The sequence below is a fragment of the Mycolicibacterium aromaticivorans JS19b1 = JCM 16368 genome (genome assembly GCF_000559085.1).
In the GTDB taxonomy this organism is placed as follows: Bacteria; Actinomycetota; Actinomycetes; order Mycobacteriales; family Mycobacteriaceae; genus Mycobacterium; species Mycobacterium aromaticivorans.
This window is the reverse complement of the sequence record NZ_JALN02000001.1, coordinates 1,738,297-1,760,038: the sequence shown is the minus strand read 5'-3', so window position 1 is coordinate 1,760,038 and position 21,742 is coordinate 1,738,297. Positions and strand designations below refer to the sequence as shown.

Genomic DNA, 21,742 nt, shown 5'->3' with positions numbered 1-21,742 from the left:
GAAGTGAGAGATACGCCTCACGGCGTCACGGTCCTGTCGTGGCGCGGAGATGGGGGTGCTGTGGAGCGGCTGGTTCGGGCACTGACAGCGTCGATGGACCCGGCGTCGTTGGTCGGTCGCGTCGCCGAACAGGTGTGCGCCTTCATGCATGCCGCTGGCGGGGCGGCCGTCACGCTGCTTCGCGGCTCCGATAACGCGTACGTGACCGTCTCCGCCCACGGTGTGATTGCGGCGACGACGGGGTTCGTGGTGCCCAAGGACAGCAGTTTCCAGGGCCTCGCGGCGCGGGAAGACCGCCCGATGCTGATCCACAATGCGCTGATCGACGAACGGCTGTCGGAGCGTGTCCGCGCGATCAACAAGCAGTGGGGCACCCGGTCGTGGGCGGTGATTCCGCTGAGGTACAACGGCGATCCGATCGGCTCTCTGCTGCTGGCGGCCACCACCGTCGGTGCGTTCTCCGAATCGGATGTCGACGCGCTACTGGCGATCAGCGAGTTCGTCTCGGCCCTGGTTGGCGCCCAGCTGCAACTGTCGGCGCTGTTGACTCAGGTGATGACCGACGGCGACGACCGAGGACAGCGCGCACTGACGGCGCGGTTCGTGGCGTCGGTGATGGTGCCCGAAGCGGTGGAGACCGAGAGTCTGCAAGAACGACTCGATGTAGTGCTGGCTCACCCGGATGCGCTCAGGGCGGTCTTCCAGCCCATCGTCCGCCTGGAAGACGGCAGCACCGCCGCCTATGAGGGGCTGATGAGGTTTCCAGAATCGTCGGATGTGACGCCGATGCACTGGTTCGGTGCTGCCCGACGACTCGGTCGCGGCGTCGACCTGGAATATGCCGCGTTGTGCACCATCTTGAGGGCGGCGCAGCCGATCCCCGATGACTGTCCCGTAGCCGTCAACCTGAGTCCGAGCGCTGCGCTGGAGCCGGCGATTCACGACACGCTTGCTGCCCAGGACCGGGCGTTGATCGTCGAGATCACTGAGCACGAGCCATTTCCTACTGATCTCGGGTCCGGTTTGAAACCGTTGCGGGACCGCGGCGTATCGATCGCCGTCGACGATGCCGGCGCCGGATACGCCAACTTCACCCAGTTGTTGCGGCTACGTCCCGACATCATCAAGATCGACGGAGAGTTGATCGCCGGTATCGACGACGACCCGGTCAAGCGGGCGATGGCGACGGCCCTGAAATCCCTTGCCGCCGAACTGCGGGCGAAGACGGTGGCCGAGGCGATCGAGACACCCAGCCAACTCCGGACGCTGATCGGCCTCGGCATCGAATACGGCCAGGGGTTCCACCTCGGCCGACCCTCGGATGTCGTCCATCTCGTCGGCTGAACCATGATGTGCGCCAGGCTACGACGTTTCCGTGCTCAGCCGCCGAAGATGGCGGCTGAGCGCGGAACGTCACGGAATCGATTGGGCCTCAGCCTGCTTCGATGGTCGTCGGCTCGATCGGCTTGCTCTCGCCGGAGCGGGTGACTTCGATGCGGCGTGGCTTGGCCCGCTCCGCCAGCGGGATCGTCACCGTCAGAACACCGTTCTCGTAGGTGGCCGAGATCTTGGCGGTGTCGATACCTTCGCCGAGTGCCAGTTGGCGACGGTAGGTGCCGAAGAACCTCTCGCTGGTCAGCCATTGCACCGAGTCCTCGGAGCGGGCCGAGCGGTGCGCCGTCAGCGTGAGGGTGCCGTTGTCGACGTTGACGTCGATCGAACCAGGATCCACACCGGGAAGGTCGGCGGTCAGCACGTAGTGATCCTCGACCTTGTAGAGGTCCATCGGCATGAATCGGGGGCTGCGATCGGTTCCGGTTTGACTGGTCAGCAGTCCTCGGGTCATGGCTTCAATTTCATTGAACGGATCGAAGCGGAGCACAGTACTCACCTCCTGCATCGCTGAACGCAAGCCCACCACCCTGGCGGGCAGCTTTACTGTGCACGGCCAGATTAGCACTCGACGGTGGCGAGTGCTAATACTTTTCGACCGATTTTTTTCCCGTCACCGGTAGGCTGGGCCGGGCTTTTCGAAGGGATGACTTTGCGCAAGGCGACGGGAATCGTGTCGGCCGTACTGACGGCCGCACTGGCGGTGACGATCACGGGCTGTTCGGACGACAACAAGCCGGTCGCGGCCAAATGCGACGAGGTGTCGGCGCCGCTGGTCGACGTCCCCACTCGAACCGACCAGGAACCGAGGCTTCGCCTGCCGCAGCCGCAGGGCTGGGAACGCACCGACAAATTGGACTCCGAATCCATCCGGTACGCCATCCGCAACCCGGCGCTGGTCGAGGATGGATTCACCCCCAACGCGGTCGTCACCCTGCAGAAGGTGGCCGCCAAGGAGGGCAACGCCCAGCAGATCCTCGACATCCAGAACAAACAGCTGGTGGCGCGGTTGAAGGTGACAGACCTGAAGACCAGTTCGGCGACGGTCTGCGGGTCCACGGCCCAGTCCACGACGTACACCGCCCCGGCGATGGGCAAGATCCCGGCCCGCACCGCGACCTCGCTGGCGGTGGTTTTCACCGACGGTGACGTGAACTACGTCAGCACATTGACCGTGCAGACGATCAAGCCCGACAACCCCACGTACGCAGCCGATTCGGCCGTGATACTCAAGGGATTTCAGATAATTCCGGCTAAATAGCGATGCTGCCGACCTCGGCGCCGGTGAGCCGTTCGGTGCACCGGTCGCAGGCCAGTTCGCCGGTGAACTCGGCTCGGCACTCGTGGTGGGTCATCACCACAGCCGGGCCCTCCGGCGCCTGGAACCACCATTGCGCCCACTGCAGTGCGGCGGTCAACACCGGGAAGAACGCCCGGCCCTTGTCGGTCAGCAGGTAGGCGGCCCGCTCCGGTCCGGACCGTTCCGCCGGCGACGTGGTGAACACCCCAAGGGCACAGAACGTTTGGAGTCGTTCGGCGAGCAGGCTGGGCGGTGCCCCGAGCTGGGTCTGGAAATCGGTGAAGCGTGAGGTTCCAAGAAATGCCGCCACCAAAAGCGCTGCAGCCCAGCGATTACCGAAGACACTCATCGTCTCGGGGAACAGGCCGGCCTGGCGCGCGCTGCCGTCCGATTCCGAGCGGCGCCGCGTCGAGGCGGCCGGCGCCGACCGGGCCCAGTCGCCACTGGGTCCCAGGGTCAACTCCACCTCGGAGCCGGTGACGACGGTGTGACAGGTGTTGCAGCGCAACAACGGTGCGAAATCCGATCCGCACGCCAGGTGGCGCATCGCGGGCAAGGTCTCCCGGTGTTCGGTGACCCAGTTGCGTTCCCACTCCCAGATCGCCAGCATCGTCGGCCACAGTGAGCGACCGCGGCCGGTGATCCGGTACTCGGTGCGCGCCCGGGTCGAGGCATGCACCTTGCGGGTCAGCAGGCAGTCGCCGACCAGTGTGCGGAGCCGGTTGGTCAGCACCGAGTTCGAGATCGGCAGCCGCGACATGAACTGGCTGTAGCGGCTGGCGCCGAGCAGCGCCTGCTGGATGATCAACAGGTTCCACTCGTCGCCGAGCAACCCCAGCATCCGCCCGATGGCGTTGGGACTGTCAGGCGCCAAGACGGTGGGCGTCTCGGCGGAGTGCACTGCGGTCACTACAAACCGATCGCGTCAGCCGCCGAGTCGGCGGTATGCCACCGGCGCAACGCGGAGCCAGCCACCCAGGTGGAGTGGGTTCCACTCGAGATTCGTTCGGGCAGTTTGAGTTTGCACGCCGGGCCATCGGCCAGCCGAGCCGCATCGAAAATCAGGCAGTAAGACGCGTCTTCGGTCATGTCGGTGGTCAGGGTGACAAGGTAGCCGTCGTCCTCGGCTCGGCTGCCGACGCGGGGTGCCATCGCGGTCTCGCTGCCGTAGACCCCGTCATCGAAGGAATAGCGTTCCTCGGCGCCGGTGCGCACGTCGTGACGGACCAGTCCGTCGAACAGGAACCAGCCCGGTTTGCCCGAGGCCGCCCAGGTGTAGCGATACGGCTCGCCCAAGTGGCCGGTGTTGATCATGCCGAACTCGGTGATGCTGTCCGACAACGGTTCTTCGGTGAGTCCGCCGGTGACGAGGTTGAGCCGCCAGCGGTGCAGCCGGGCCTGCATACGATCCAGCGCGAGGAACCGGAAGGCCCGTTGCCACTTGGTGCCGGTGCCGTTGTCGGTCGGTTCGGGATCGCCCTGGAAGAAGCCGTCCAGCACGATCTCGTCGCCGTCCTCGTAGGCGTTGACGAAGTGCAGCACGAAGGTCGGGTCGGCCTCGAACCACCGGATCTGATCGGTGGTGCCCCGCCGGGGCAGCACCGCGAACCGCGACGGTATGTCGCGGTGAAACCGGGCCATGTGCACATCGCGCTGCAACAGTTCGGGATCCCAGAACAGCGGGAAGTCGTTGAGGATCACATAGTTTCGGGTGAACGCCATGTCGTGCGGTAGCCGCGGGCCGGGCAGCGGCACGTCGGTGTAGTGCACCAGGTCATTGTTGGCGTCGACCACGCCGTAGTGCATGTACGGCGCGTTCTTGGAGTAGTTGAAGAACAGCATCTCGTCGGTGCGGTCGTCGACCTTCGGATGGGCCGAGACACCCCAGTCGACGGGGAACCCACCGTTGAAGGTCTCCTTGCCGAGCGTCTCGGCGGAGTACGGGTCCACCCGGTACAGGTCTCCGCACTGATAGAAGCTCGTCAGCGCGGTGCCGCGGTGCACCACCACGTCGGTGCTGGAGGCGTCCTTCATCAGGGTGCGCGCGCCCCAGCCGTAGTCGACCTTCGCCAGCGACAACGGTTCGGCCAGGCCGGGCCAGAGCGGACCGCCTGCGGCGTTCTCCGCCTCGAATCCGTCGGTCCGGATGAAACGGTTGCGGTAGAACGCGTTTCCGTCGCGGAAGCCGACGATGTGCAGCATGCCGTCACCGTCGAAGGGGTGATACGCCTTCAGTGCCGGGTGCAGCGGGTTCTCGGTGTTGCGCAGGTACACCCCGTCGAGGTCGGCGGGGATCTCGCCGTCGACGACGGTGAGGTCGTCGGCGGACCACTCCGAGGTCTGTGGCCGCCAGGGGCCGGTGCGGTAGGGGTGGTCGTCGTCCTCGGGTAGCGTCGACAGGAACTTGCCGACGATCTCAGTATCCATCGTCTGCCGATCTGATCACGAAACTGACTGTGGTTGCGGTACTTCCGCCGAAATTGAGCGTGCCGAAGCGGCGCGCGCCATCGACCTGGTAATCGCCGGCGAGATCGCTCACCTGTTTGGCGGCGTCGAGCATCATTCGGATACCGGACGCGCCCACCGGGTGGCCGCCACCGATCAGGCCGCCGCTGGGGTTGATCGGAAGCCGGCCGCCGATCTCGATCTCACCGTTCTCGATCGCCTTCCAGGACTCGCCCGGCCCGGTCAGGCCGATGTGGTCGATGGCGAGGTACTCACTGGGGGTGAAGCAGTCGTGCACCTCGATCCCGTCGAGATCGTCGAGCCGTACGCCGGCGCGGCCGAACGCGTCGTACACGGCACCTCGGACGTGGGGCAGCACATAGGGGCCGGCCGCGTCGCGGTCGAGTTTCTGTTGCAGCCCCAAGCCGACGGTGCGGTGACCCCAGCCCTCGATCAGCCCGATCGGGCGCACGCCGGGGTGATCGCGCAGGAAGTCTTCGTTGACCAGGACGACGCCCGCGCCGCCGTCGGTCATCTGGCTGCAGTCATAGCGGCGGATCCGGCCCTCGGTGGGCGGGTTGACCGCGTCGTCGCTGCCCTGGGTGGCCAGATCGGGGACCGCCCAGTCACGGGTCTGGGCGTTGGGGTTGCGTTTGGCGTTGGCGAAATTCAGCGCCGCGATCGCGTGCAAGTGGGCGTCGTCGAGGCCGAAGCGACGGTCGTATTCGTCGGCGACCCGGGAGAACATCGACGGCCACACGTACGTGGCGTCCTCGGCCTCGTGGCCGGTCCATGCGGCGGCACCCAGGTGGGCAGCCGCGACGTCGCCCGGCACCGTCTTCTCCAGCTCCACGCCGACCACCAGCGCGGTGCGGTAGTTTCCGGCTCGCAGATCGGCGATCGCCGCCAGCGCGGCGACGCTACCGGAGGCGCACGCCGCCTCGTGCCGGGTTGCCGGGGTGTCCCACAGACCGTCGTGGACGGTGGCGGGCATCGCGCCGAGGTGACCCTGGCGGGCGAACATCTCGCCGAACGCATTGGCGACGTGTACGACATCGATGTCGGCGGCGTCGATCATCGATGCGCTGAGGGTCAGGTCGACGACCTCGGTGGTGAGATCGGCGAAATCGCGGCTCTCCCGGGTGAGGTTGCGGGCGAAGTCGCTCTGATAGCCGCCAAGAATCCAGACATTGCTCGCCACAGCGCCGAAATTACTACAGCTAAGAGAGTGTCGGGCCGGTTTGTGGAGAGCCCGCAACAACTTAGGGGCGGCCCCGTCGGCTCACGGTCTGAACCGACAGGACCTCGCGGGCGTGGGTGTCGACCACCGCGCCCGCTTGCAGCGCAGCATGCCCGTGTAGAAAATCCGCAAACGTCTCGATTGAGGAGCCGCGTTCGTCATTCCGGCAATCGTGAGTAAGACTTGCCCCATGTCTGTGCCCAACCACGATCTGGCGCTGCGGATGGCGGAGTTGGCCCGAGCGACGGCGCCGCCCCGCAACGTCGACGAGGTACTGGCAGGGGTGACCGCCGCGGCGACGGAGATGATTCCCGGGACGGACACCTGTGGCGTGCTGCTGATCGGCAAGGGCGGCAAGTTCGAGTCCCTGTTCGGGACCTCGGAATTGATCTACCAACTCGACGCACTGCAGGAGGCCTGCGGGGAAGGACCGTGCATCCAGGCCGCCGTCGACGAGCTGATCGTGCGCACCGACGACTTCACCACCGAGCGGCGCTGGCCGAAGTACAGCGCCGCGGTCACCGAACTCGGGGTGCGCAGCGGCTTGTCGTTCAAGCTGTACACCGGAAAAACCACCGCGGGCGCACTGAATCTGTTCGGCATGCAACCGCACGCCTTCGACGGGCAGTCCGAGGCGATCGGGTCGGTGCTGGCCGCTCACGCCGCGTCGGCAGTCCTGGCCAGCAAGCACGGAGAGCAACTCGAGTCCGCGCTGACCACCCGCGATGTCATCGGGCAGGCCAAGGGCGTGATCATGGAACGGTTCAACGTCGACGCCATGCGCGCGTTCGAGATGCTGCGCGAGCTGTCGCAGACCTCTAACACCAGGTTGGTCGACATCGCGAATCGGGTAATCGCGACCAGGGGCACGTAGTCGGCACGAGCGTCCCCGAACCGGCGGTATCGTTGGTCAGAAGTTGCTGGTGCTCGTGGGGGTCGCTCAATGGTGAGGGATGCGCTCAGGCGTTGGTGGCAGCAATCCACTCATTACGAATGGTTGAGCGGCTACCTCGCTGACCGTGGCATGCGTGGTCCGGCGCGCGCGCTCATGGCATTTCTCGCCGTCTCGATGATCGCGTGCCTGCTGGGCATGCTGCATTCGCCGGACGGGCCGATCGGAACCGTCCCCAGAGCGATGACGTGGCTGGCCATTGCCGGCGGTGTGATCGGGGCCGCGCTGTTCACGGTCAAGTGGCCGACCCGGCGTGAGTCGCTGGTTTTTGTGTTGATCACCAACGCATCTATGGCGTTGGCTTGCCTGGCCAATCCGAGTCCACTGCACGCCCTGGTCGGCTGCATCTCGTTCGCGACGATCGGCGCCTACATTGCGTTCTTCCACACCACTGCTCTGGTGCTGTACAACTTCTTTGTCGCGGCCACCGTGGCCACCTGGGGTGCGGTGCGCATGGCCGCCCACGGGCAGTTGATCATCGCCGGCGTGGACTGGTGGTTGATCATCCAGGTCAACATCGCGCTGCCGCTGGCCATCCAGATTCTGGTGAACGCGCTCGGCGTCGATCTTCTTCGCGCCGAACGTGATCCGCTGACCGGATTGCTCAACCGGCGACTGTTCCACACTCAGACGTTCGGGCTGATCGAGTCGGGACGTCATGCCGACGCTCACCTCGCGGTGGCTCTGATCGACCTGGACAAGTTCAAGTCGGTCAACGACCGCTACGGGCACGCCGCCGGTGACGAGGCACTGGTGCACGTCGCCCGCGCCATCGAGGATGCTGCCGGTACCGAGGCGGTGGTCGGCCGCAGCGGCGGTGAGGAATTCCTGGTGGCGACCGCGTTGCCCAGCGCGGACTGCAATGAGTTGGCGCAACGTATCTGCTCCGCGATCGCGGAGTCGCCGGCCGGAGTCACCGCCAGCGTCGGGACCACCGCGGTCCGGTTGTCCGACACCCACGGAGACCACAAGGTGCTCGTCGACCGGCTGGTGGGCAACGCCGACTGGGCGATGTACCGCGCCAAGCGCGCCGGCGGCAACGGCTGCCGGCACCAGAACACCGACCCGATCGACCGGCGTCGACCGGACGTCGGCGGTGACGCCAGCCAGTCGATCGCCTAGCGAAAAAGTGCCCCCGGCAGGATTCGAACCTGCGACACCGGCTTTAGGAGAGCCGTGCTCTATCCCCTGAGCTACGGGGGCGCAACGGCTGGGAGCTTACCGCCTGCCGACAGCGCACCCGTCATACCAGCGGGTCAGCGCACCGCACCGCGGGGCGAGTACAGCGCAAGCAGGTAGTTGTGGCCGTGGGTCGGGGCGGCCTTGGGGTAGTCCTGGCGAACCCAGGCGACGAACCGGCGAATCATGATCGTTGGCCTCCCGCCAGCAGCGCACCCCACTCGAAGCGGGCAACGGCGGTTGCATTGCTGTCGGCCTCGGGTTCGACGTCTTGGGCCAACCGGACCAGAGCCTTGGCCACCCGTCTACCGTCCAGCCGGTGGCGCTGCGATACCTGGTCGATCTCCCCGCAGGCCGCATCCACCGAGCAGCGCCTCAAACCCACCAGAACGCCCTCCGCGTGCTGCATTCTTCCGTCGTCAAACCCGTCGTGTTCCATCGAATACCCCGGTAAAACCGCCATGCTGTACGCCTCCAATCGTGGAGCCATAGCCAGTCCGACGGCCTCGCAAACCCGTTAGCGCAGTTCCTCTATGACTTTCGCGAAGTACTCCGCGTGGTAGTCCTGCACGGTGAAGTAAGTGATGCCGTAGTCATCGCGCCGCGCTCGCAGGGTGTCAGCGATGTCCCGCGGCGTTCCCGTCAGCACGGTCGGCAGCGCCAGCAGTTGCTCCTCGGTGGCGTCCGGGGCGTAGCCGCGCGTCAGCGCCAGATCCGGGATGCCCGACGAATCCGTCGGCACACCGGTGATCGCGATGTTCAACTCGAGGTCGGCGAACCGTTCGCCGGCCGCGGCCCGCACGAATTCGATGCGCTCGGCCAGCGGGTCGTGGCCGGGGTACTCCGGTACACCGCCCCCGGTCAGGCCGATGATGTCGGCGTGCTGGGCGGCGATGCGCAGCACCCGGTCGCCGTTACCCGCGATCAGGATCGGGATCGTCGGCGCGGTCTGTTTGAGGTATTGCGTGGTGTGCCGCAGGTGGTCGACCCGCTCCCCGGCGCTCGGATACGGCATCTCGGCGGCCTCGAACTCTTCGCGCACGTACCCGGTACCCAAGCCGAGGTCGAGCCGGCCCTCACTGAGAACGTCGACGGCGACGGCATCCCGGGCCAGTAGCGCCGGCTTGTAGAACGCCGCATTGATCACGAACGTCCCCACCCGCATCGTCTTGGCTGCCTCGGCCGCGGCCACCATGGTGGGGAACGGCGCGGGCACCCCGAAGCGGCCGAGATGGTCCGGCACATGCAGGACGTCGAAGCCCAGATCTTCAAACCTGCGCACGGTTTCGCGCAGCCGCTGTGCCGATTTGACCGACCGCACACCGATGCCGAAGCGAAAGTCTTTGACCATCCCGGCATGCTATGGGCGGGCTCACTGTGATCGACAGCGTCGGTCTCGGTATGTGGCACGGCTGACCTTTGGGTTTGACCCCACCCCGGCGCGGGCATGTCGTGGACCGTGAAACCGCCCAGCGTCGGCGTGGAGGAGGAATTCCTCCTCGTCGATCCCAGCACCGGTGAACCCGTCGCCCGCAACATCGAGGTCGCCGAGTACGCGGCCGCACGCGGGGTCGACCTTCAACTGGAGCTGACGTCGTGTCAGGTCGAGACCGCCACCGAGGTTTCGCGGACGAGTTCGCAACTGCGCCAACAGATCAACGAGCTCCGGGCGGTTGCCGCCGAGTCCGCCGAGAAGGCGGGCGCACGACTGCTGGCCGTCGGCCTGCCGCCTACGGTGCCGCACAGCTTTCCGCTGACCGACACCCCGCGGTACCGGGAGATCGGTGAGCGGTTCGGGATGATCGCCCACGAGCAGGGCATCTGCGGATGCCATGTCCATGTCGAGGTGCCCAACCGCGATGCGGCGATTGCCGTCAGCAACTGGCTGCGTCCATGGCTGCCGATGCTGCTGGCCCTGACCGCCAATTCGGCGATCTACCGCAACGCCGACAGTGGCCATGCCAGTTGGCGCAGCGTGCTGTGGGGCCGCTGGCCCAGCGCAGGGCCGCCGCCGCACTTCGATTCCGCCGAGCACTACGACGCGATCGTCGCGCTGATGAATGACTCGGGCGCCATGCTCGACGAGGGCATGGTCTATTGGGATGTGCGGCCGTCCGAGAAGTTCCCGACGGTCGAGATCCGGGTCGCCGACGTCCCGGCCACCTCGGCCGAGACCGTGCTGCTGGCGACACTGAGCCGGGCCGCGGTGATGACGGCGCTCGCGGCCGACCGCGGCGGCGAGAAGGCGCCCAAGGTCGACGACCACATCCTGCGTGCCGCCTATTGGAAGGCCGCGCACGACGGGTTGGACGGCCAGACCATCGACGTGATCGAGGGGTGGGCTACCGCCCCTACGTCACGGGTGCTGGGCGAGTGGCTGGGCCTGCTCCAGCCGGCACTGGACGAACTCGGTGACAGCGAGTGGGTGCACGCCGAGCTGGGCCGCCTGCTGCGGGACGGTAACGGGGCGATGCGGCAGCGCGCCGCGTGGCGGGAACGGCACGAGATCGCCGACGTCATCGCCGTCGCCGCCGAAGCGACGCTGGAACGTTAGACCAGCGGAAGTTCGGCCACGACCTGGCCCGTCGGCTGGGTGGAGCCGGTGCCGGGTTCGACGGTGAATTTCAGTGCCGTGGAGCCGCCGAGATCCGGCAGCACTGCCGTCGTCGACGGCGTGACGGCGTTGTCGTCCATCGTCCCGGCGGATGTGGCGCCGCTGTTGCCGACCAGCCACATCTGATACACCGTGCCTGGCGCCGGTTTCGGCACGTCGTTCATCACCAGCACGCCGGCGTTCTTCTCGCGGGAGAACACCACCGTCGCGGTGCCACCACCCGGGATCGCACCGGAGACGGTGTGCACGTCGGGCGCGCCGAAGACCTGCTGAGCGGTCGACACTTTCGCCGGTGCCGGGCGCAGCGCGATGCCGAGGCCGACGGCGCCCAGGCCGATCACCAGTGCCGCCGCCACCGCCAGCACCGGGCCGCGCCAGCGATTGCCCGTCGAATCAGGTTGAGCCACAGGCAGACTGCGCACGTTGTCATCGGCCACCGCGGACAACAACCTGCGCCGCAGGTCGGCGGGCGGTTCGCTGGCGCTGACCGCCGAAACGACGGCCATGGTCTCGCGGACGGCCCGCACCTCGTCGTAGAAGGCGTCGGCTTCAGGCCGCGCCAGCTGTGCCAGGCGGTCCTCGATCTCGTCACGCTCAGCGTTGGACACCGCATGCAGCGCATACGGCACCGCCAGCTCCAGCAGGTCGGTTTCGTGTGGTTCAGTCATCGCACACCCAAACAATTACGCAGGCCACGAAGCGCATCGCGCATTCGGGACTTCACCGTAGCCAGGTTGGCGGCCAACCGCTCCGCCACCTGCACGTAAGTCATTCCTTGGTAATAGGCCAGTTCGATGCACTCGCGCTGTACGTCGGTGAGCCCGTCCAGGCAGGCGGTCACCTGTCGCCGCTCGTCATCGGTGATCACCGCGTCGGCCACGTGGTCCAGCGGCGGCTCGACACTGGACGCGCCATACCGGGACTCGCGCTGCGTGGCGGCCTGCTCGGAGCGCACCCGGTCCACGGCGCGGCGGTGCGCCAGTGTCAGCAGCCATGCGACCGCGCTGCCCGAGGCAGGGTCGTAGCTTTCCGCGGTCCGCCACACCTGCAGGTAGACGTCCTGGGTCGTCTCTTCGCTGTAGCCCTGGTCCCGCAGTACGCGGGTGACCAGTCCGTACACCCGCGCGCGGGTGGCGTCGTAAAAAGAGGCAAAGGCATCGGCGTCGCGCTGAGCCACTCGGCGCAGAAGTGCGTCGAGTTCAGCGGCCGCGGTTGTCAACGCGGCCATCCACATGTTGCTGGCATCGTCGCGTAGCCTAACGGCCCCTCCGGCCGCACATGTCACGATGGCATCCACGAACATTTCTGCGCGGTCCAACCCGGACGGACGGCCACGGTGTGCGGCGAGCGTTCCAGCTGCTCGGCCGGTCGCGGCATCGCCGGGACACCGCGCAGCCGCAGCACGGAGTCGTGGATCCGCATACTCAGCGCGGTCATCTGCGGAGCCAGCGGCGCCGTCACCTGCAGTCGCAGGATGTGGGCGACGGTGGCGGGCCGACGAGTGCCACGGACGGTGGCGACCACGGCGGCCTCGTGGTCGCGGAACAGCGACATCCGCAGGTCCACTTCCTCGTCGGGCAAGGGCGCGCGGATCACGTACTGGCCGCCCGACCCGTCGAAAGGGGTGGCGTACTCACCCGGTGGCAACAGGTAGGCATGTCGACGCCCGCCGTGCTGCATCTCGGCGAGCACACAGCGCAGGACGCCCTGGGCGTCGTGACACCAGAACAGGCTCAGCGGGTTGCAGGCCCGGCCCAGCACGCGCGGCAGCAGCAGTGCGGTGATCCGGCCACCCGGCAGGTGGACGCCGTGGTCGGCCAGAACTGCGTCGACCCGCTGACGCAGGGTGTCGTCGGGCGCCCCGTGGAAGTGATCGGCACCCTCGAAGCGGGCGAAAGGCTGCAGCCACCGGGGCAGCCGCGGCAGGTCGTCGATGTCGACGTACCAGCTGTAGCTGCAGCGCTCGGTGTGGTGGTGCACCGGTGACCTGCGTAGTTGCGTGATGCGGGTCCGGTACAGCGCGGTCGTCGGGCGGCCTGTGAGGGTGCTTGTCGGTTCCACATCCGGTATTCGGAGCACCCGAAGGCTTGGATGGGTGCGGCCCCGGTGATCATCCGCGGCGGACGAACCCCTTCGTGCGCATCAGGAAATCGGCCAGGAAACCGTCGTGGGGCAGCCCGGTCGCCGTGTAGTAAGTGGGCACCGGGCCGCGGTAGACGTTGGCGATCGTGGGCTCCTCGAGCAGTGCGGTCACCAGGCTGTCGTCCTCGGTGAACGCGCCGACCACCAGTGAGTTGCGCAGCACTGCGACGCCGGCAGCACGTGCCCATGGGGCGATCCACACGCAGGGGAACGGCAACTCGGTGCCGAGCTTCTCGGGATCCGGGCCGGCAAGCAGGTGCACGGCCGGGCGCAGCGCTGCCCGGCCGTCACCGAGGTCGGCCACGATCTGCTCGGCGCCGAGCAGCGCGGTGGTGCCCGCGGCCCGCGCGGCGACGCGTCTCGCGATGGCCTCGGCATTCGCCAGCGGCTGGGTGGGCAGCACCGCGCGCTCGTCGTCGGCGGGCAGCGCCTCGATGGTGCGCAGCCGCTGCGCGATCGCTGCGGCCAGCCCCGCCGCGTCAGCCTCGACCAGCACGGCGGTGGTGTTGACACAGGCCATGCCGCCCAGCCGGGCGATCGAGTCGACGATGACGTCAAGGTGTGCGCGCCAGTCCTGATCAGCCGTCAGCACGATCTTGGTGCGACCCGGACCGTTGACGAAGACGTTCGGGTTGCCGCCGTACTTGGCGACCACGTCATCGCCGCCGTACACCAGGGCGAGGTCGGCCGAGCGAATGATCTCGTCGGCTCCGGCGTGGTCGGTGGGTAGGTAGGTCACGTCGTCGTCGCGGAATCCGTTGTTCCGCAACGCGGTGACGAGCCGGTGCGCGGTGAACGGCTCACGCCGCGACGGCCGGATCGCCACCCGGTACCCCAACGCGAGGGCCTGCGGCCACAGCCCGTGGACGCCGGGCGCATTGCCGGAGGCGTGCACCCCGAACACCTCACCGCGCCGAGACCAGATCGCGCCGGCCTGCCCGGGTGGGACCGCCGCCCAATCCGGAACCGCACCGACCGGCCGGGCCGGCTGCACCGAGTCGAACGCGACGCCGACGGCCTCGCTCACCTCGATGGCCTGGGTACGCGCCACCGCGATCGGTAGCCCCGAAACCCGGCTTGCCAGTTGCACATACGACTCGAAGTCCAGCCCGGCAACCGTCGAGTCGACGAAAGCCGCGCCGGCCCTGGCCAGCGCGATACGTCGCTGATCGACGGGCAGTGCCGTGGCCTTGCGCTGCGCGGCGATGGTCCGCGCGATGTACAGCGGCGGGGCCACGCTCAGTTCGGCCACCGGGACGCCGGCGGTGTCGGTGATGACTTCGCGCCTGCGGGAACGGTATTCGCCGTTCGGTACCAGGCCGGGTAGGTCGATCACGATCAGTACACGCCCTCGATCACGGCCTCGCCGTCGAGGGTGGCGACGGGTGCGACCTCGGCGACCGAGTCCCCGATGTGCTCGTCGGGGCCGGGCAACCTGATTGCCGTGTCCCGCTCGAGGTTGTTGGGGATGAACATGCCCTTGCTGATGTGATTCATCACCACCTGGCCGCGATCGCCGTAGCCGACCTGTTCGCCGGTGTCGGGGTCGACCACCCGGAACATGACGTAGGGGCTGCGCGGGTCGAACACGAATTGATCACCGGTGGTACGGGTTTGGGCCTGCGACAGGATCATCGTGCTGCCGAACACCATCGAGATCACGGTGTCCGGGAACACGTCCCGCAGCACGTCGAGGGTGTCGGGATCCACATGCGCACCGCTGAGCATGATGAAGCGAACCGTGTCACCGAGCAGTCGGGTGAGGGTGTCGTCACGCGCGATCGCGTCCAGCAGCGGGGGAGTGGTGTGCAGGTTGACGATGTGCTGGCTGCGCAGAACGTATCCGGCTTGTTCGAGAAGGTGGTTCAGGTAGGCCGACATTTCGGCCGCGGCGCCACGTGCGACGAGTTTCTTGACCCAGCGGGGGTCGAGATCGACCGTGTGACAGATCGAACCGAGCCGGGCGGACACCGCCCGGGAGAAGTAACCGACCCCGTGCGGGCCGCTGGGCATGAGGCACAGGAAGCCGCCGCCGGGCACGAACCCGGCGGACGAGAAATCGTCGGTCTGCCAGTCGACCACCTGCGCCACCCAGTCGGGTAGCTGCGCTGTCCGCTTGGGCGCACCTGTCGTGCCACCGGATTCGAAGATCAGCGGGACCGGCGCTGGTGTGCCGTAACCCCGTGGGATCAGGTCGTGCGCGGGGACGTCACGTAACTCGTTGACCAGATTCGGGAACCGGCACAGGTCGGCGAACGTCCGGACGTCGGTGAGCGGATCGAAGTCCAGGCGGTTGGCTGTCCGCAGCCAGTACGGGGAGCCGGTGTCGGTGCCGAAGTGCCAGGCCATCGCCGCGTGCAGATACGCGTCCGGATCCGGTGGTGGGGTCTCGCGGGGCAGGTCCAGCAGCGAGAAGTCGACGTCGGTCACACGGTGGATCCTGTCGCAACGCCGGGCCGAGAAGCGTCAGACGAGGTCGTCGTTAACCGATTCGACTGCTGGAGTTCGCATTCCAGACGGTTATAGCGTCCAGGAGTGCGCTGCGGTCACCAGGCCCTGCACCAGTGCGGAGGTGACAGGGGACAGGCCATCGGCATTCGGCGGTTGACTGCGCGGGCTGATGCCGCGCACCCGCGTCGGCAATTCCAGCTGCGTTCCGCCGCAGCTCACCTTGTTGACCGGGTTGTTCGGATGCAGACCGCGCAGTTCGGCGGGGATCGCGTCGAGGTCGGTGACGATGCGGTAGCCCGGCAGCTCGATGTGGGCGGCCAGGTGGTCGGCCAGTTCCCGGTTCCCGCCACCGGCGAGCAGCTCGGTGCTGCGGCCGATGCGCCCGTACCCGTGCAGGGAGACCGCCACGTCGACGTGATCGAGAAACGCAGCGAGGCGGTCTGATTCGGTACCGAGGTAGCGCGCTGACGGCAGGTGATGCGGGTAGTCCTTGGGGTGCCGCAGCAGATACAGCGACGCCCCGGCCGCGTCGGCGGCTCGTTCGGCGATCACGTCGGTCATCTGCTCCAGGCCGCCGCCGTGGATGGCCAGGAACCCGAACCGTGAGCGCAGGCGGCTCACCTCGACCACCGCCGGATCGGCGAGCAGTTCCGAAAGCGATTGTGGTCCAGTCTTGTTCGACGCCAGGGGTCGCGGCCAGTGCGCGGGGTCCCAGCGGCGCAGAAAGTCGACCCAGCGCTGCGGTAGGCCGTGGTGCTGGGCGCCGTCGATGATGCGTTCCAGATAGCCCGGCCGGGGCGGGCCGGGCTCGGTGCGGTGATCGATGTACACCCAGGCCGGGGCGGGGCCGTCGGCGGTCTGCACGGTCAGCCGGTCGCGGCGGTAGCGCACCGGCACCCCTTCGGCGCTGTCCAGGGTGGCCAGGTCATGGTCGGTCAGCCACCACAGCACTCCGTGCACTTCGCTGCCCGCGAAGGGTTCGACGGTCGCGACGCCGCGCTCGTTGATCAACCAGTCGTGGTCGGCCAGGGTCGCCGGCCGGGGGTCGGCGGCCTCGGGACAGCGCCGGGCCATCTGCTGCACGCAGAGATTGGACCCGTAGGCGAAGTACGGGTGCCTCATCGTCAGTGGGCGAGGGTCAGATAGATCAGTACCACGTTCAGCAGCGTAATCACCGCCGCAACCGCCCAGCCGAATGCCGTGGTCACCCGACTGTTCACGTCGGCTCCCATCAGGGTGGCCTTGCTGGTCAGTCGGATCAGCGGCACCAGCGCGAACGGGATCCCGAACGACAGCACCACCTGAGAAATCACCAGCGCGCGGCTGGGATCGATGCCCGTGCCCAGCACCACCAGTGCCGGGATCAGTGTTACGAGCCTGCGCACCAACAACGGGAACGTCTTGCGCAGCAACCCCTGCATGATCATCGCCCCGGCGTACGCGCCGACCGACGTCGAGGCCAGCCCCGAGGCCAGTAGTCCGATCGCGAAAAGCAATGCGACTCCTGGCCCCAGCGCGTCGCGGACGGCCGCGTGCGCCCCCTCGATCGAGTCGGTGTCATCGCGGCCCTGCAGGTTGGTCGCCGCGATCAACAGCATCGACATGTTGACCGCACCCGCGACCAGCATGGCGATGCTGACGTCCCACCGCGTGATCCGCAGCAACCGGGCGCGCGGGGCACCGGCCTCGGGGTGTCCGTGCCGGTCGCGGGCGAGGCCGGAATGCAGGTAGACGGCGTGCGGCATCACGGTGGCGCCGAGCATCGCGGTGGCCAGCAGCACGCTCTCCGGGCCATCGAAGCGGGGCAGCAGGCCGCCCACCACCTCGGCGGCCGGCGGCGTCCGGACGAAGAGGCTGGACAGGAAGCCGATCGCGATCACCAGCAGCAGGCCGGTGATCACCCGCTCGAACACCCGCTGGCCCCGGCGGTCCTGCACGGCCAGCAGCGCCAGTGACACCACGCCGGTGATAACCCCGCCGACCAGGAGCGGCAAGCCGAACAGCAGCCGCAGCGCGATGGCACCGCCGACCACTTCGGCGACGTCGGTGGCGATGGCCACCAACTCAGCTTGCAGCCAGTACCCGACCCGGGTCGGTGTGCGGGTGTGGTCACGAACGGCTTCAGGGAGGGTGCGCCCGGTGACCAGACCGAGTTTGGCCGACAGATACTGGACCAATCCGGCCATCACGTTGGCCACGACGATCACCCACACCAGCAGATATCCGAACTGGGCGCCGGCGCTGATGTTGGCCGCGACATTGCCCGGATCGACGTAGGCGATCGCCGCGACAAAGGCAGGGCCGAGCAGATACCAGCCCGCAGTGCGGGCCCCCGTCACCTGTGCCAACCGCCGAGCTTTCTCTCCGGTCACTCAAACTGAAAAGTTAGGGTAACCGAAAAGGTTGGTCACAAACCGATGAAAATCCCGCCCAGCCCGATACCGAAGCCGCCGTAGCCCCAGCCGGCCAGCGGGTTCTGCAGGGCTGGGTTGGGTGAGGTGACGATCGCGGTATGGCCCGGCGTCTCGCAGACCGTCGTGCTCGGGCCGGTGTCGGTGCACTGAGCCGGGCGGGCAGCCGCCGGGACGGCCAGCACCACGCTCGCGACCGCAATCAGTAGGGGAGCGCCAAGAACGATCTTGGTTCGCATGGTGGCCTCCTTCGTGGCCGTGCTTCGAAGTCAGCGGCCTCCGCCGCCGTGGCCTCCTCCGCCGCCGTTGTCGGCGGGGCCGGGGCCACCGAAGATCAGTGCGGGACCGTAGAACTCGTCACCCCAGGGGTAGGCGAAATCCTCCGGAACTTCCGGGGTGGAGTTGAGCTCGACGTTGCCGGGTGTGGCGCACTCGGTGTTCTGGCCGCCGATGACGGTGCTGCCGCCGGTGTCGACACAGCTGGGGAGCGTCGGGTTGATCAGCGTCGTGTCGGCAACCGCGATTGGCGCGAGCGCACCGGCGGCCGCTCCGGCCGCCATGATGACCGGAAACACATAGCGGAGCCTTTGCCGCATGGACATCTCCTCCTGACCCTTCGTGGCATTTTCCCTACCTAGGGAGCGTACAGCCCTTTGCCAGTGACGAGCGGCAAGTCGATCGTGGTGCGGATGCCTGCCGGTGCGGCCACCACTGCGGGAATGGCGTTGACGAGTCGCATCGCGGTGGCCACCAGTCCGGCGTGATTGTGGTCGCCGTTCGGCGATCCCAGGCACACGTCCACCGCATACGACGGTTCGCCGGTGATCTCGATGCGGTAGTTGCCGCCGGGCTGGGCCGGCTGCGGCCACTCCGGATACAGGTCCTCGCGCAGTCGGGTGACGTGTTCGACGACGATCACCGGAGCGCCGCCGACCAAGCCGATCACCTCGAAGCGCAGTCCCGCCGCGGTGCCTTTCGCGATCGTGCCCGCAGAGATCTCGATGTCCTCCGGCGCGGGTTCGCGCACGTACATGTCCTCGATGCCGTCGAGTTCGAGGCCGAGTCCGGCAGCGATCTGGCGAATCACCGAACCCCAGGCCAGGCTCAGTACGCCGGGCTGCAGGAGCATCGGGATGTCGTCGAGCGGCTTGCCGAAGCCCATCACGTCGAACATCACGGTGGCGCTGTCGTAGGTGGCGTAGTCGAGGATCTCCATGCACCGGATCTGCTCGATGCTCTGGCAGGTGCCCGCCAGCGCCAGCGGCAGCAGGTCGTTCGCGAAGCCGGGGTCGATGCCGTTGACGAACAAGCTCGAATTACCTTGCTGGGCAGCATCTTCCAGTGGCTTGATCATCTCCTCGGGAATCACCTCCCACGGCCACTGCAGGAACACCGGCCCGCTGCCGACCACGTTGACGCCGGCTGCCAGGATGCGGCGGTAGTCCTCGAGCGCCTCGGGCAGCCGGTTGTCGGCCAGCGCGTTGTAGACCACACAATCCGGCTTGGCGGCCAGGATCTCGTCGAGATCGGTGGTGGCGGTGACGCCGGTGGCCTCGGAGAGCCCGGCCAGTTCGGCGGCGTCCTTACCGGCCTTGGAGTCCGAGGAAACCCAGACCCCGGTGAGTTCGAACTCGGGGTTGGTGATCAATCCCCTGAGTGCGTGGACACCGACATTGCCGGTGCCGACTTGCGCGACGCGGATGGGCATGGTGCTCCTCACAGGTCTCAGCCGTAAAGATGTGGGTCTACAGGTCTGGGATGGGAAGATCGAGGTTCGGCACGATGAGGCCGCCGTCGACCTCGATGATCTTGCCGGTCAGATAACTGGCGGCGGGCGACGCGAGATAGACCGCGGCCGCGGCGATGTCGAGCGGATCGCCGAGTCGTTTCATCGGCGTCGCCTTCTCCATCGGGTCGCGCAGCGCGTCGTTGGAGGCGACGATCTCCAGCGCCGATGTCAGGATCGAGCCCGGTGCGATCGCGTTGACCCGGATCTTCGGAGAGAGGTCCAGCGATGTGAGCCGGGTGTAGTGCGCGAGGGCGGCCTTAGCCGTGCTGTAGGCGGCGAATCCGCGGCCGGCCAGTCGGCCCATCGTCGAGGTTATGTTGATGATGTTGCCGCCGCCGGCGTGCTCGATCATCAGCGGTACGGCGGCCAGCGTGAGGGCGTGCGCGGTGAGGACGTTGAACGTGAACGCGTCCTTCATGTCCTTGACGCTGGTGTTGAGCAGCGCGTTGGGCATGGTGCCGCCGACGTTGTTGACGACGATGTCGAGCTTGCCGAATGCTTCGACGGCCTTGCCGGCCAACTCGGCCGTGGTCTCGGGGTGGGCTAGGTCGCCGACGACGATGTGGGCGCGGCGGCCCACCGCCTCGATCTGCTTGGCCACCGACTCCAATTCGGACTGGGTGCGCGAGCCGATGACGACGTCGGCGCCGACTTCGGCGAATGCGACGGCGATCGCCGCTCCCAAGCCGCGGCCCGCGCCGGTGACCACTGCAACTTGACCGTCAAGTCTGAACTTATCGAGTATCACGTGTCTCTCTTCCCTTGTCGGCGAACACCGTAACAAGACCGCTGCGGTTGATGACGCTCCTTTCGGAACGTAACTGAAACACGTTCTACTTTGGTGGCGAGTTCGGAGAATCGCCAGAAAATTCACATCCCGAACGGCTCAGGACTTCTTCGCGGTCTTTTTGGCCGGCGCCTTCTTCGCAACGGTCTTCTTGGCGGGCGCCTTCTTCGCGGCCGCCTTTTTCGCCGGTGCCTTCTTGGCCTCGCCGTCGCTATCACCTGATCCGCCGCGGCGACGTTTGACGCTGGCCTCCAGCTTGGCCAGCAGGTCGGAGACGTCCTCGGTCTCGTCGAGCTCGGCGGGCTGGTCCTCGGTGGTGAACGCCTCTCCACCTTCGAGCTTGGCGGCGACGAGTTCGCGGAGCTGCTCCTGATAGGTGTCGCGGAACTCGTCGGGGCGGAAGTCGTCGGCCATCGACTCGACGACCTGGCCGGCCATCTTCAGTTCGGCCGGTTTGATCTCGACTTCCTTGTCGAGCCCGGGGAAGTCGGGGTCGCGGATCTCGTCGGGCCAGAGCAGCGTGTGGATGACCATCACGTCGCGCTTGGAGAAGTCCTTGACCCGCAGCGCCGCCAGCCGAGTCTTGCTGCGCAGCGCGAAATGCACGATGGCGACCCGGTCGGTATCGGCAAGCGTTTTGGCCAGCAGCACATACGACTTCGACGATTTCCCATCGGGCTCCAGGAAATAACTGCGGTCGTACATCAGCGGGTCGATCTCACTGGCGGGCACGAACTCCACCACTTCGATCTCGTGGCTGCGTTCCTCGGGCAGTGTCGCGATGTCCTCGTCGGTGATCACCACGGTCTGCCCGTCGTCGGATTCGAAGGCCTTGGCGATGTCGCGGTATTCGACGACCTCACCGCACACTTCGCAGACGCGCTTGTAGCGGATGCGGCCGTTGTCCTTGGCGTGCACCTGATGGAATTTCAGATCGTGGTCTTCGGTGGCGCTGTACACCTTGACAGGGACGTTCACCAGACCGAATGCGATCGAGCCTTTCCAGATGGAACGCATCTGTCCAGTATGCAGGGGCGATC

23 protein-coding genes and 1 tRNA gene are annotated in these 21,742 nt (G+C 67.0%); 5 read left to right on the top strand and 19 right to left on the bottom strand.

All coding sequences use genetic code 11. The features are described 5' to 3' along the window. The first annotated feature begins 3 nt into the window (after nucleotides 1-3). Nucleotides 4-1,344: a sensor domain-containing phosphodiesterase gene (locus Y900_RS08465; protein WP_192827486.1), complete on the top strand. Its 1,341-nt coding sequence runs from the start codon at nucleotides 4-6 to the stop codon at nucleotides 1,342-1,344. An 88-nt stretch (nucleotides 1,345-1,432) separates the two neighbouring features. Here Y900_RS08465 and Y900_RS08460 read toward each other — a convergent pair whose 3' ends face one another. After that, on the bottom strand, nucleotides 1,433-1,882 hold the full coding sequence (locus Y900_RS08460; RefSeq protein WP_036341177.1) for an Hsp20/alpha crystallin family protein: 450 nt from the start codon (nucleotides 1,880-1,882) through the stop codon (nucleotides 1,433-1,435). A gap of 156 nt (nucleotides 1,883-2,038) precedes the next feature. On the opposite strand from Y900_RS08460, the gene Y900_RS08455 reads away from it, so the two are divergent. Next, a complete protein-coding gene (locus Y900_RS08455; RefSeq protein ID WP_051659966.1) occupies nucleotides 2,039-2,653 on the top strand; it encodes an LpqN/LpqT family lipoprotein in 615 nt (204 codons plus the stop codon). Here the strand turns inward: Y900_RS08455 and Y900_RS08450 are convergent. The 3 genes from Y900_RS08450 to Y900_RS08440 all read right to left on the bottom strand — a co-directional run bounded on the left by Y900_RS08450 (nucleotide 2,646) and on the right by Y900_RS08440 (nucleotide 6,338). Beyond that, nucleotides 2,646-3,533, bottom strand: a complete 888-nt coding sequence (locus Y900_RS08450; RefSeq protein WP_081845289.1) for a winged helix-turn-helix transcriptional regulator — start codon at nucleotides 3,531-3,533, stop codon at nucleotides 2,646-2,648. The genes Y900_RS08455 and Y900_RS08450 overlap by 8 nt on opposite strands. Before the next feature lie 68 nt (nucleotides 3,534-3,601). Next, nucleotides 3,602-5,119, bottom strand: a complete 1,518-nt coding sequence (locus Y900_RS08445; RefSeq protein WP_036341172.1) for a carotenoid oxygenase family protein — start codon at nucleotides 5,117-5,119, stop codon at nucleotides 3,602-3,604. Continuing rightward, nucleotides 5,109-6,338, bottom strand: a complete 1,230-nt coding sequence (locus Y900_RS08440; RefSeq protein ID WP_036341170.1) for an acetyl-CoA acetyltransferase — start codon at nucleotides 6,336-6,338, stop codon at nucleotides 5,109-5,111. Before Y900_RS08440 ends, Y900_RS08445 begins: the two co-directional genes overlap by 11 nt. A 229-nt stretch (nucleotides 6,339-6,567) precedes the next feature. Here Y900_RS08440 and Y900_RS08435 point away from each other — a divergent pair, with 229 nt between their 5' ends. Together Y900_RS08435 and Y900_RS08430 are read left to right on the top strand one after the other, a co-directional pair. Beyond that, entirely contained in the window at nucleotides 6,568-7,251 is a 684-nt protein-coding gene (locus tag Y900_RS08435; RefSeq protein WP_036341167.1) for a GAF and ANTAR domain-containing protein, read from the top strand. A gap of 174 nt (nucleotides 7,252-7,425) precedes the next feature. After that, nucleotides 7,426-8,451 (top strand): GGDEF domain-containing protein, encoded by a 1,026-nt coding sequence (locus Y900_RS08430; protein WP_337588769.1) that lies wholly within the window; start codon nucleotides 7,426-7,428, stop codon nucleotides 8,449-8,451. A gap of 8 nt (nucleotides 8,452-8,459) precedes the next feature. On the opposite strand, the gene Y900_RS08425 is transcribed toward Y900_RS08430, so the two are convergent. From Y900_RS08425 to Y900_RS08415, 3 genes are all read right to left on the bottom strand, one after another. Then, nucleotides 8,460-8,532 (bottom strand) — tRNA-Arg (locus tag Y900_RS08425). A 160-nt stretch (nucleotides 8,533-8,692) separates the two neighbouring features. Continuing rightward, the gene (locus Y900_RS08420; RefSeq protein WP_157838241.1) at nucleotides 8,693-8,917 is read right to left on the bottom strand and encodes an ANTAR domain-containing protein; all 225 of its coding nucleotides are present in this window, start codon (nucleotides 8,915-8,917) and stop codon (nucleotides 8,693-8,695) included. A gap of 108 nt (nucleotides 8,918-9,025) precedes the next feature. Beyond that, entirely contained in the window at nucleotides 9,026-9,859 is an 834-nt protein-coding gene (locus Y900_RS08415) for an LLM class F420-dependent oxidoreductase (protein WP_036341161.1), read from the bottom strand. Nucleotides 9,860-9,955: 96 nt separating this feature from the next. Between Y900_RS08415 and Y900_RS08410 the strand changes: the two genes are divergently transcribed. Continuing rightward, entirely contained in the window at nucleotides 9,956-11,062 is a 1,107-nt protein-coding gene (locus Y900_RS08410) for a glutamate--cysteine ligase 2 (protein WP_036341158.1), read from the top strand. Here Y900_RS08410 and Y900_RS08405 read toward each other — a convergent pair. From Y900_RS08405 to ku, 12 genes are all read right to left on the bottom strand, one after another. Then, nucleotides 11,059-11,790 (bottom strand): anti-sigma factor, encoded by a 732-nt coding sequence (locus Y900_RS08405; RefSeq protein ID WP_036341155.1) that lies wholly within the window; start codon nucleotides 11,788-11,790, stop codon nucleotides 11,059-11,061. The genes Y900_RS08410 and Y900_RS08405 overlap by 4 nt on opposite strands. Then, entirely contained in the window at nucleotides 11,787-12,356 is a 570-nt protein-coding gene (locus Y900_RS08400) for a sigma-70 family RNA polymerase sigma factor (RefSeq protein ID WP_420329748.1), read from the bottom strand. The genes Y900_RS08405 and Y900_RS08400 overlap by 4 nt, the downstream gene beginning before the upstream one ends. Before the next feature lie 47 nt (nucleotides 12,357-12,403). Next, nucleotides 12,404-13,183 (bottom strand): DUF1365 family protein, encoded by a 780-nt coding sequence (locus tag Y900_RS08395; RefSeq protein ID WP_109751041.1) that lies wholly within the window; start codon nucleotides 13,181-13,183, stop codon nucleotides 12,404-12,406. Nucleotides 13,184-13,232: 49 nt separating this feature from the next. After that, entirely contained in the window at nucleotides 13,233-14,600 is a 1,368-nt protein-coding gene (locus Y900_RS08390) for an aldehyde dehydrogenase family protein (protein WP_420329747.1), read from the bottom strand. Nucleotides 14,601-14,602: 2 nt separating this feature from the next. After that, a complete protein-coding gene (locus tag Y900_RS08385) occupies nucleotides 14,603-15,694 on the bottom strand; it encodes an acyl-CoA synthetase family protein (RefSeq protein WP_036341150.1) in 1,092 nt (363 codons plus the stop codon). Between the two features lie 90 nt (nucleotides 15,695-15,784). After that, entirely contained in the window at nucleotides 15,785-16,837 is a 1,053-nt protein-coding gene (locus Y900_RS08380) for a poly-gamma-glutamate hydrolase family protein (protein ID WP_036341148.1), read from the bottom strand. Nucleotides 16,838-16,839: 2 nt separating this feature from the next. After that, nucleotides 16,840-18,063, bottom strand: a complete 1,224-nt coding sequence (locus tag Y900_RS08375) for an Nramp family divalent metal transporter (protein WP_036346213.1) — start codon at nucleotides 18,061-18,063, stop codon at nucleotides 16,840-16,842. Between the two features lie 59 nt (nucleotides 18,064-18,122). Continuing rightward, nucleotides 18,123-18,365 carry a hypothetical protein gene (locus Y900_RS08370; RefSeq protein WP_036341146.1) on the bottom strand — a complete coding sequence of 81 codons (243 nt, stop codon included), beginning with the start codon at nucleotides 18,363-18,365 and terminating at the stop codon, nucleotides 18,123-18,125. Between the two features lie 30 nt (nucleotides 18,366-18,395). Further along, nucleotides 18,396-18,722, bottom strand: a complete 327-nt coding sequence (locus tag Y900_RS32700) for a hypothetical protein (protein WP_036346210.1) — start codon at nucleotides 18,720-18,722, stop codon at nucleotides 18,396-18,398. Between the two features lie 38 nt (nucleotides 18,723-18,760). Then, entirely contained in the window at nucleotides 18,761-19,834 is a 1,074-nt protein-coding gene (locus Y900_RS08360; protein WP_036341143.1) for an NAD(P)H-dependent amine dehydrogenase family protein, read from the bottom strand. A gap of 37 nt (nucleotides 19,835-19,871) precedes the next feature. Beyond that, on the bottom strand, nucleotides 19,872-20,663 hold the full coding sequence (locus Y900_RS08355; RefSeq protein WP_036341140.1) for an SDR family oxidoreductase: 792 nt from the start codon (nucleotides 20,661-20,663) through the stop codon (nucleotides 19,872-19,874). A 138-nt stretch (nucleotides 20,664-20,801) separates the two neighbouring features. Beyond that, nucleotides 20,802-21,719 (bottom strand): non-homologous end joining protein Ku, encoded by a 918-nt coding sequence (gene ku, locus Y900_RS08350; RefSeq protein WP_036341137.1) that lies wholly within the window; start codon nucleotides 21,717-21,719, stop codon nucleotides 20,802-20,804. Between the last annotated feature and the right edge of the window lie 23 nt (nucleotides 21,720-21,742).

Excerpts from the sequence above, each read along its gene's own strand:
- Y900_RS08455 (WP_051659966.1), top strand. The coding sequence starts at position 2,039 with ATGACTTTGCGCAAGGCGACGGGAATCGTGTCGGCCGTACTGACGGCC.
- Y900_RS08450 (WP_081845289.1), bottom strand. The coding sequence starts at position 3,533 with ATGCTGGGGTTGCTCGGCGACGAGTGGAACCTGTTGATCATCCAGCAG.
- Y900_RS08445 (WP_036341172.1), bottom strand. The coding sequence starts at position 5,119 with ATGGATACTGAGATCGTCGGCAAGTTCCTGTCGACGCTACCCGAGGAC.
- Y900_RS08435 (WP_036341167.1), top strand. The coding sequence starts at position 6,568 with ATGTCTGTGCCCAACCACGATCTGGCGCTGCGGATGGCGGAGTTGGCC.
- Y900_RS08430 (WP_337588769.1), top strand. The coding sequence starts at position 7,426 with ATGGCATTTCTCGCCGTCTCGATGATCGCGTGCCTGCTGGGCATGCTG.
- Y900_RS08420 (WP_157838241.1), bottom strand. The coding sequence starts at position 8,917 with ATGCAGCACGCGGAGGGCGTTCTGGTGGGTTTGAGGCGCTGCTCGGTG.
- Y900_RS08415 (WP_036341161.1), bottom strand. The coding sequence starts at position 9,859 with ATGGTCAAAGACTTTCGCTTCGGCATCGGTGTGCGGTCGGTCAAATCG.
- Y900_RS08410 (WP_036341158.1), top strand. The coding sequence starts at position 9,956 with ATGTCGTGGACCGTGAAACCGCCCAGCGTCGGCGTGGAGGAGGAATTC.
- Y900_RS08405 (WP_036341155.1), bottom strand. The coding sequence starts at position 11,790 with ATGACTGAACCACACGAAACCGACCTGCTGGAGCTGGCGGTGCCGTAT.
- Y900_RS08400 (WP_420329748.1), bottom strand. The coding sequence starts at position 12,356 with ATGTGGATGGCCGCGTTGACAACCGCGGCCGCTGAACTCGACGCACTT.
- Y900_RS08380 (WP_036341148.1), bottom strand. The coding sequence starts at position 16,837 with ATGAGGCACCCGTACTTCGCCTACGGGTCCAATCTCTGCGTGCAGCAG.
- Y900_RS08370 (WP_036341146.1), bottom strand. The coding sequence starts at position 18,365 with ATGCGAACCAAGATCGTTCTTGGCGCTCCCCTACTGATTGCGGTCGCG.
- Y900_RS32700 (WP_036346210.1), bottom strand. The coding sequence starts at position 18,722 with ATGCGGCAAAGGCTCCGCTATGTGTTTCCGGTCATCATGGCGGCCGGA.
- Y900_RS08360 (WP_036341143.1), bottom strand. The coding sequence starts at position 19,834 with ATGCCCATCCGCGTCGCGCAAGTCGGCACCGGCAATGTCGGTGTCCAC.
- ku (WP_036341137.1), bottom strand. The coding sequence starts at position 21,719 with ATGCGTTCCATCTGGAAAGGCTCGATCGCATTCGGTCTGGTGAACGTC.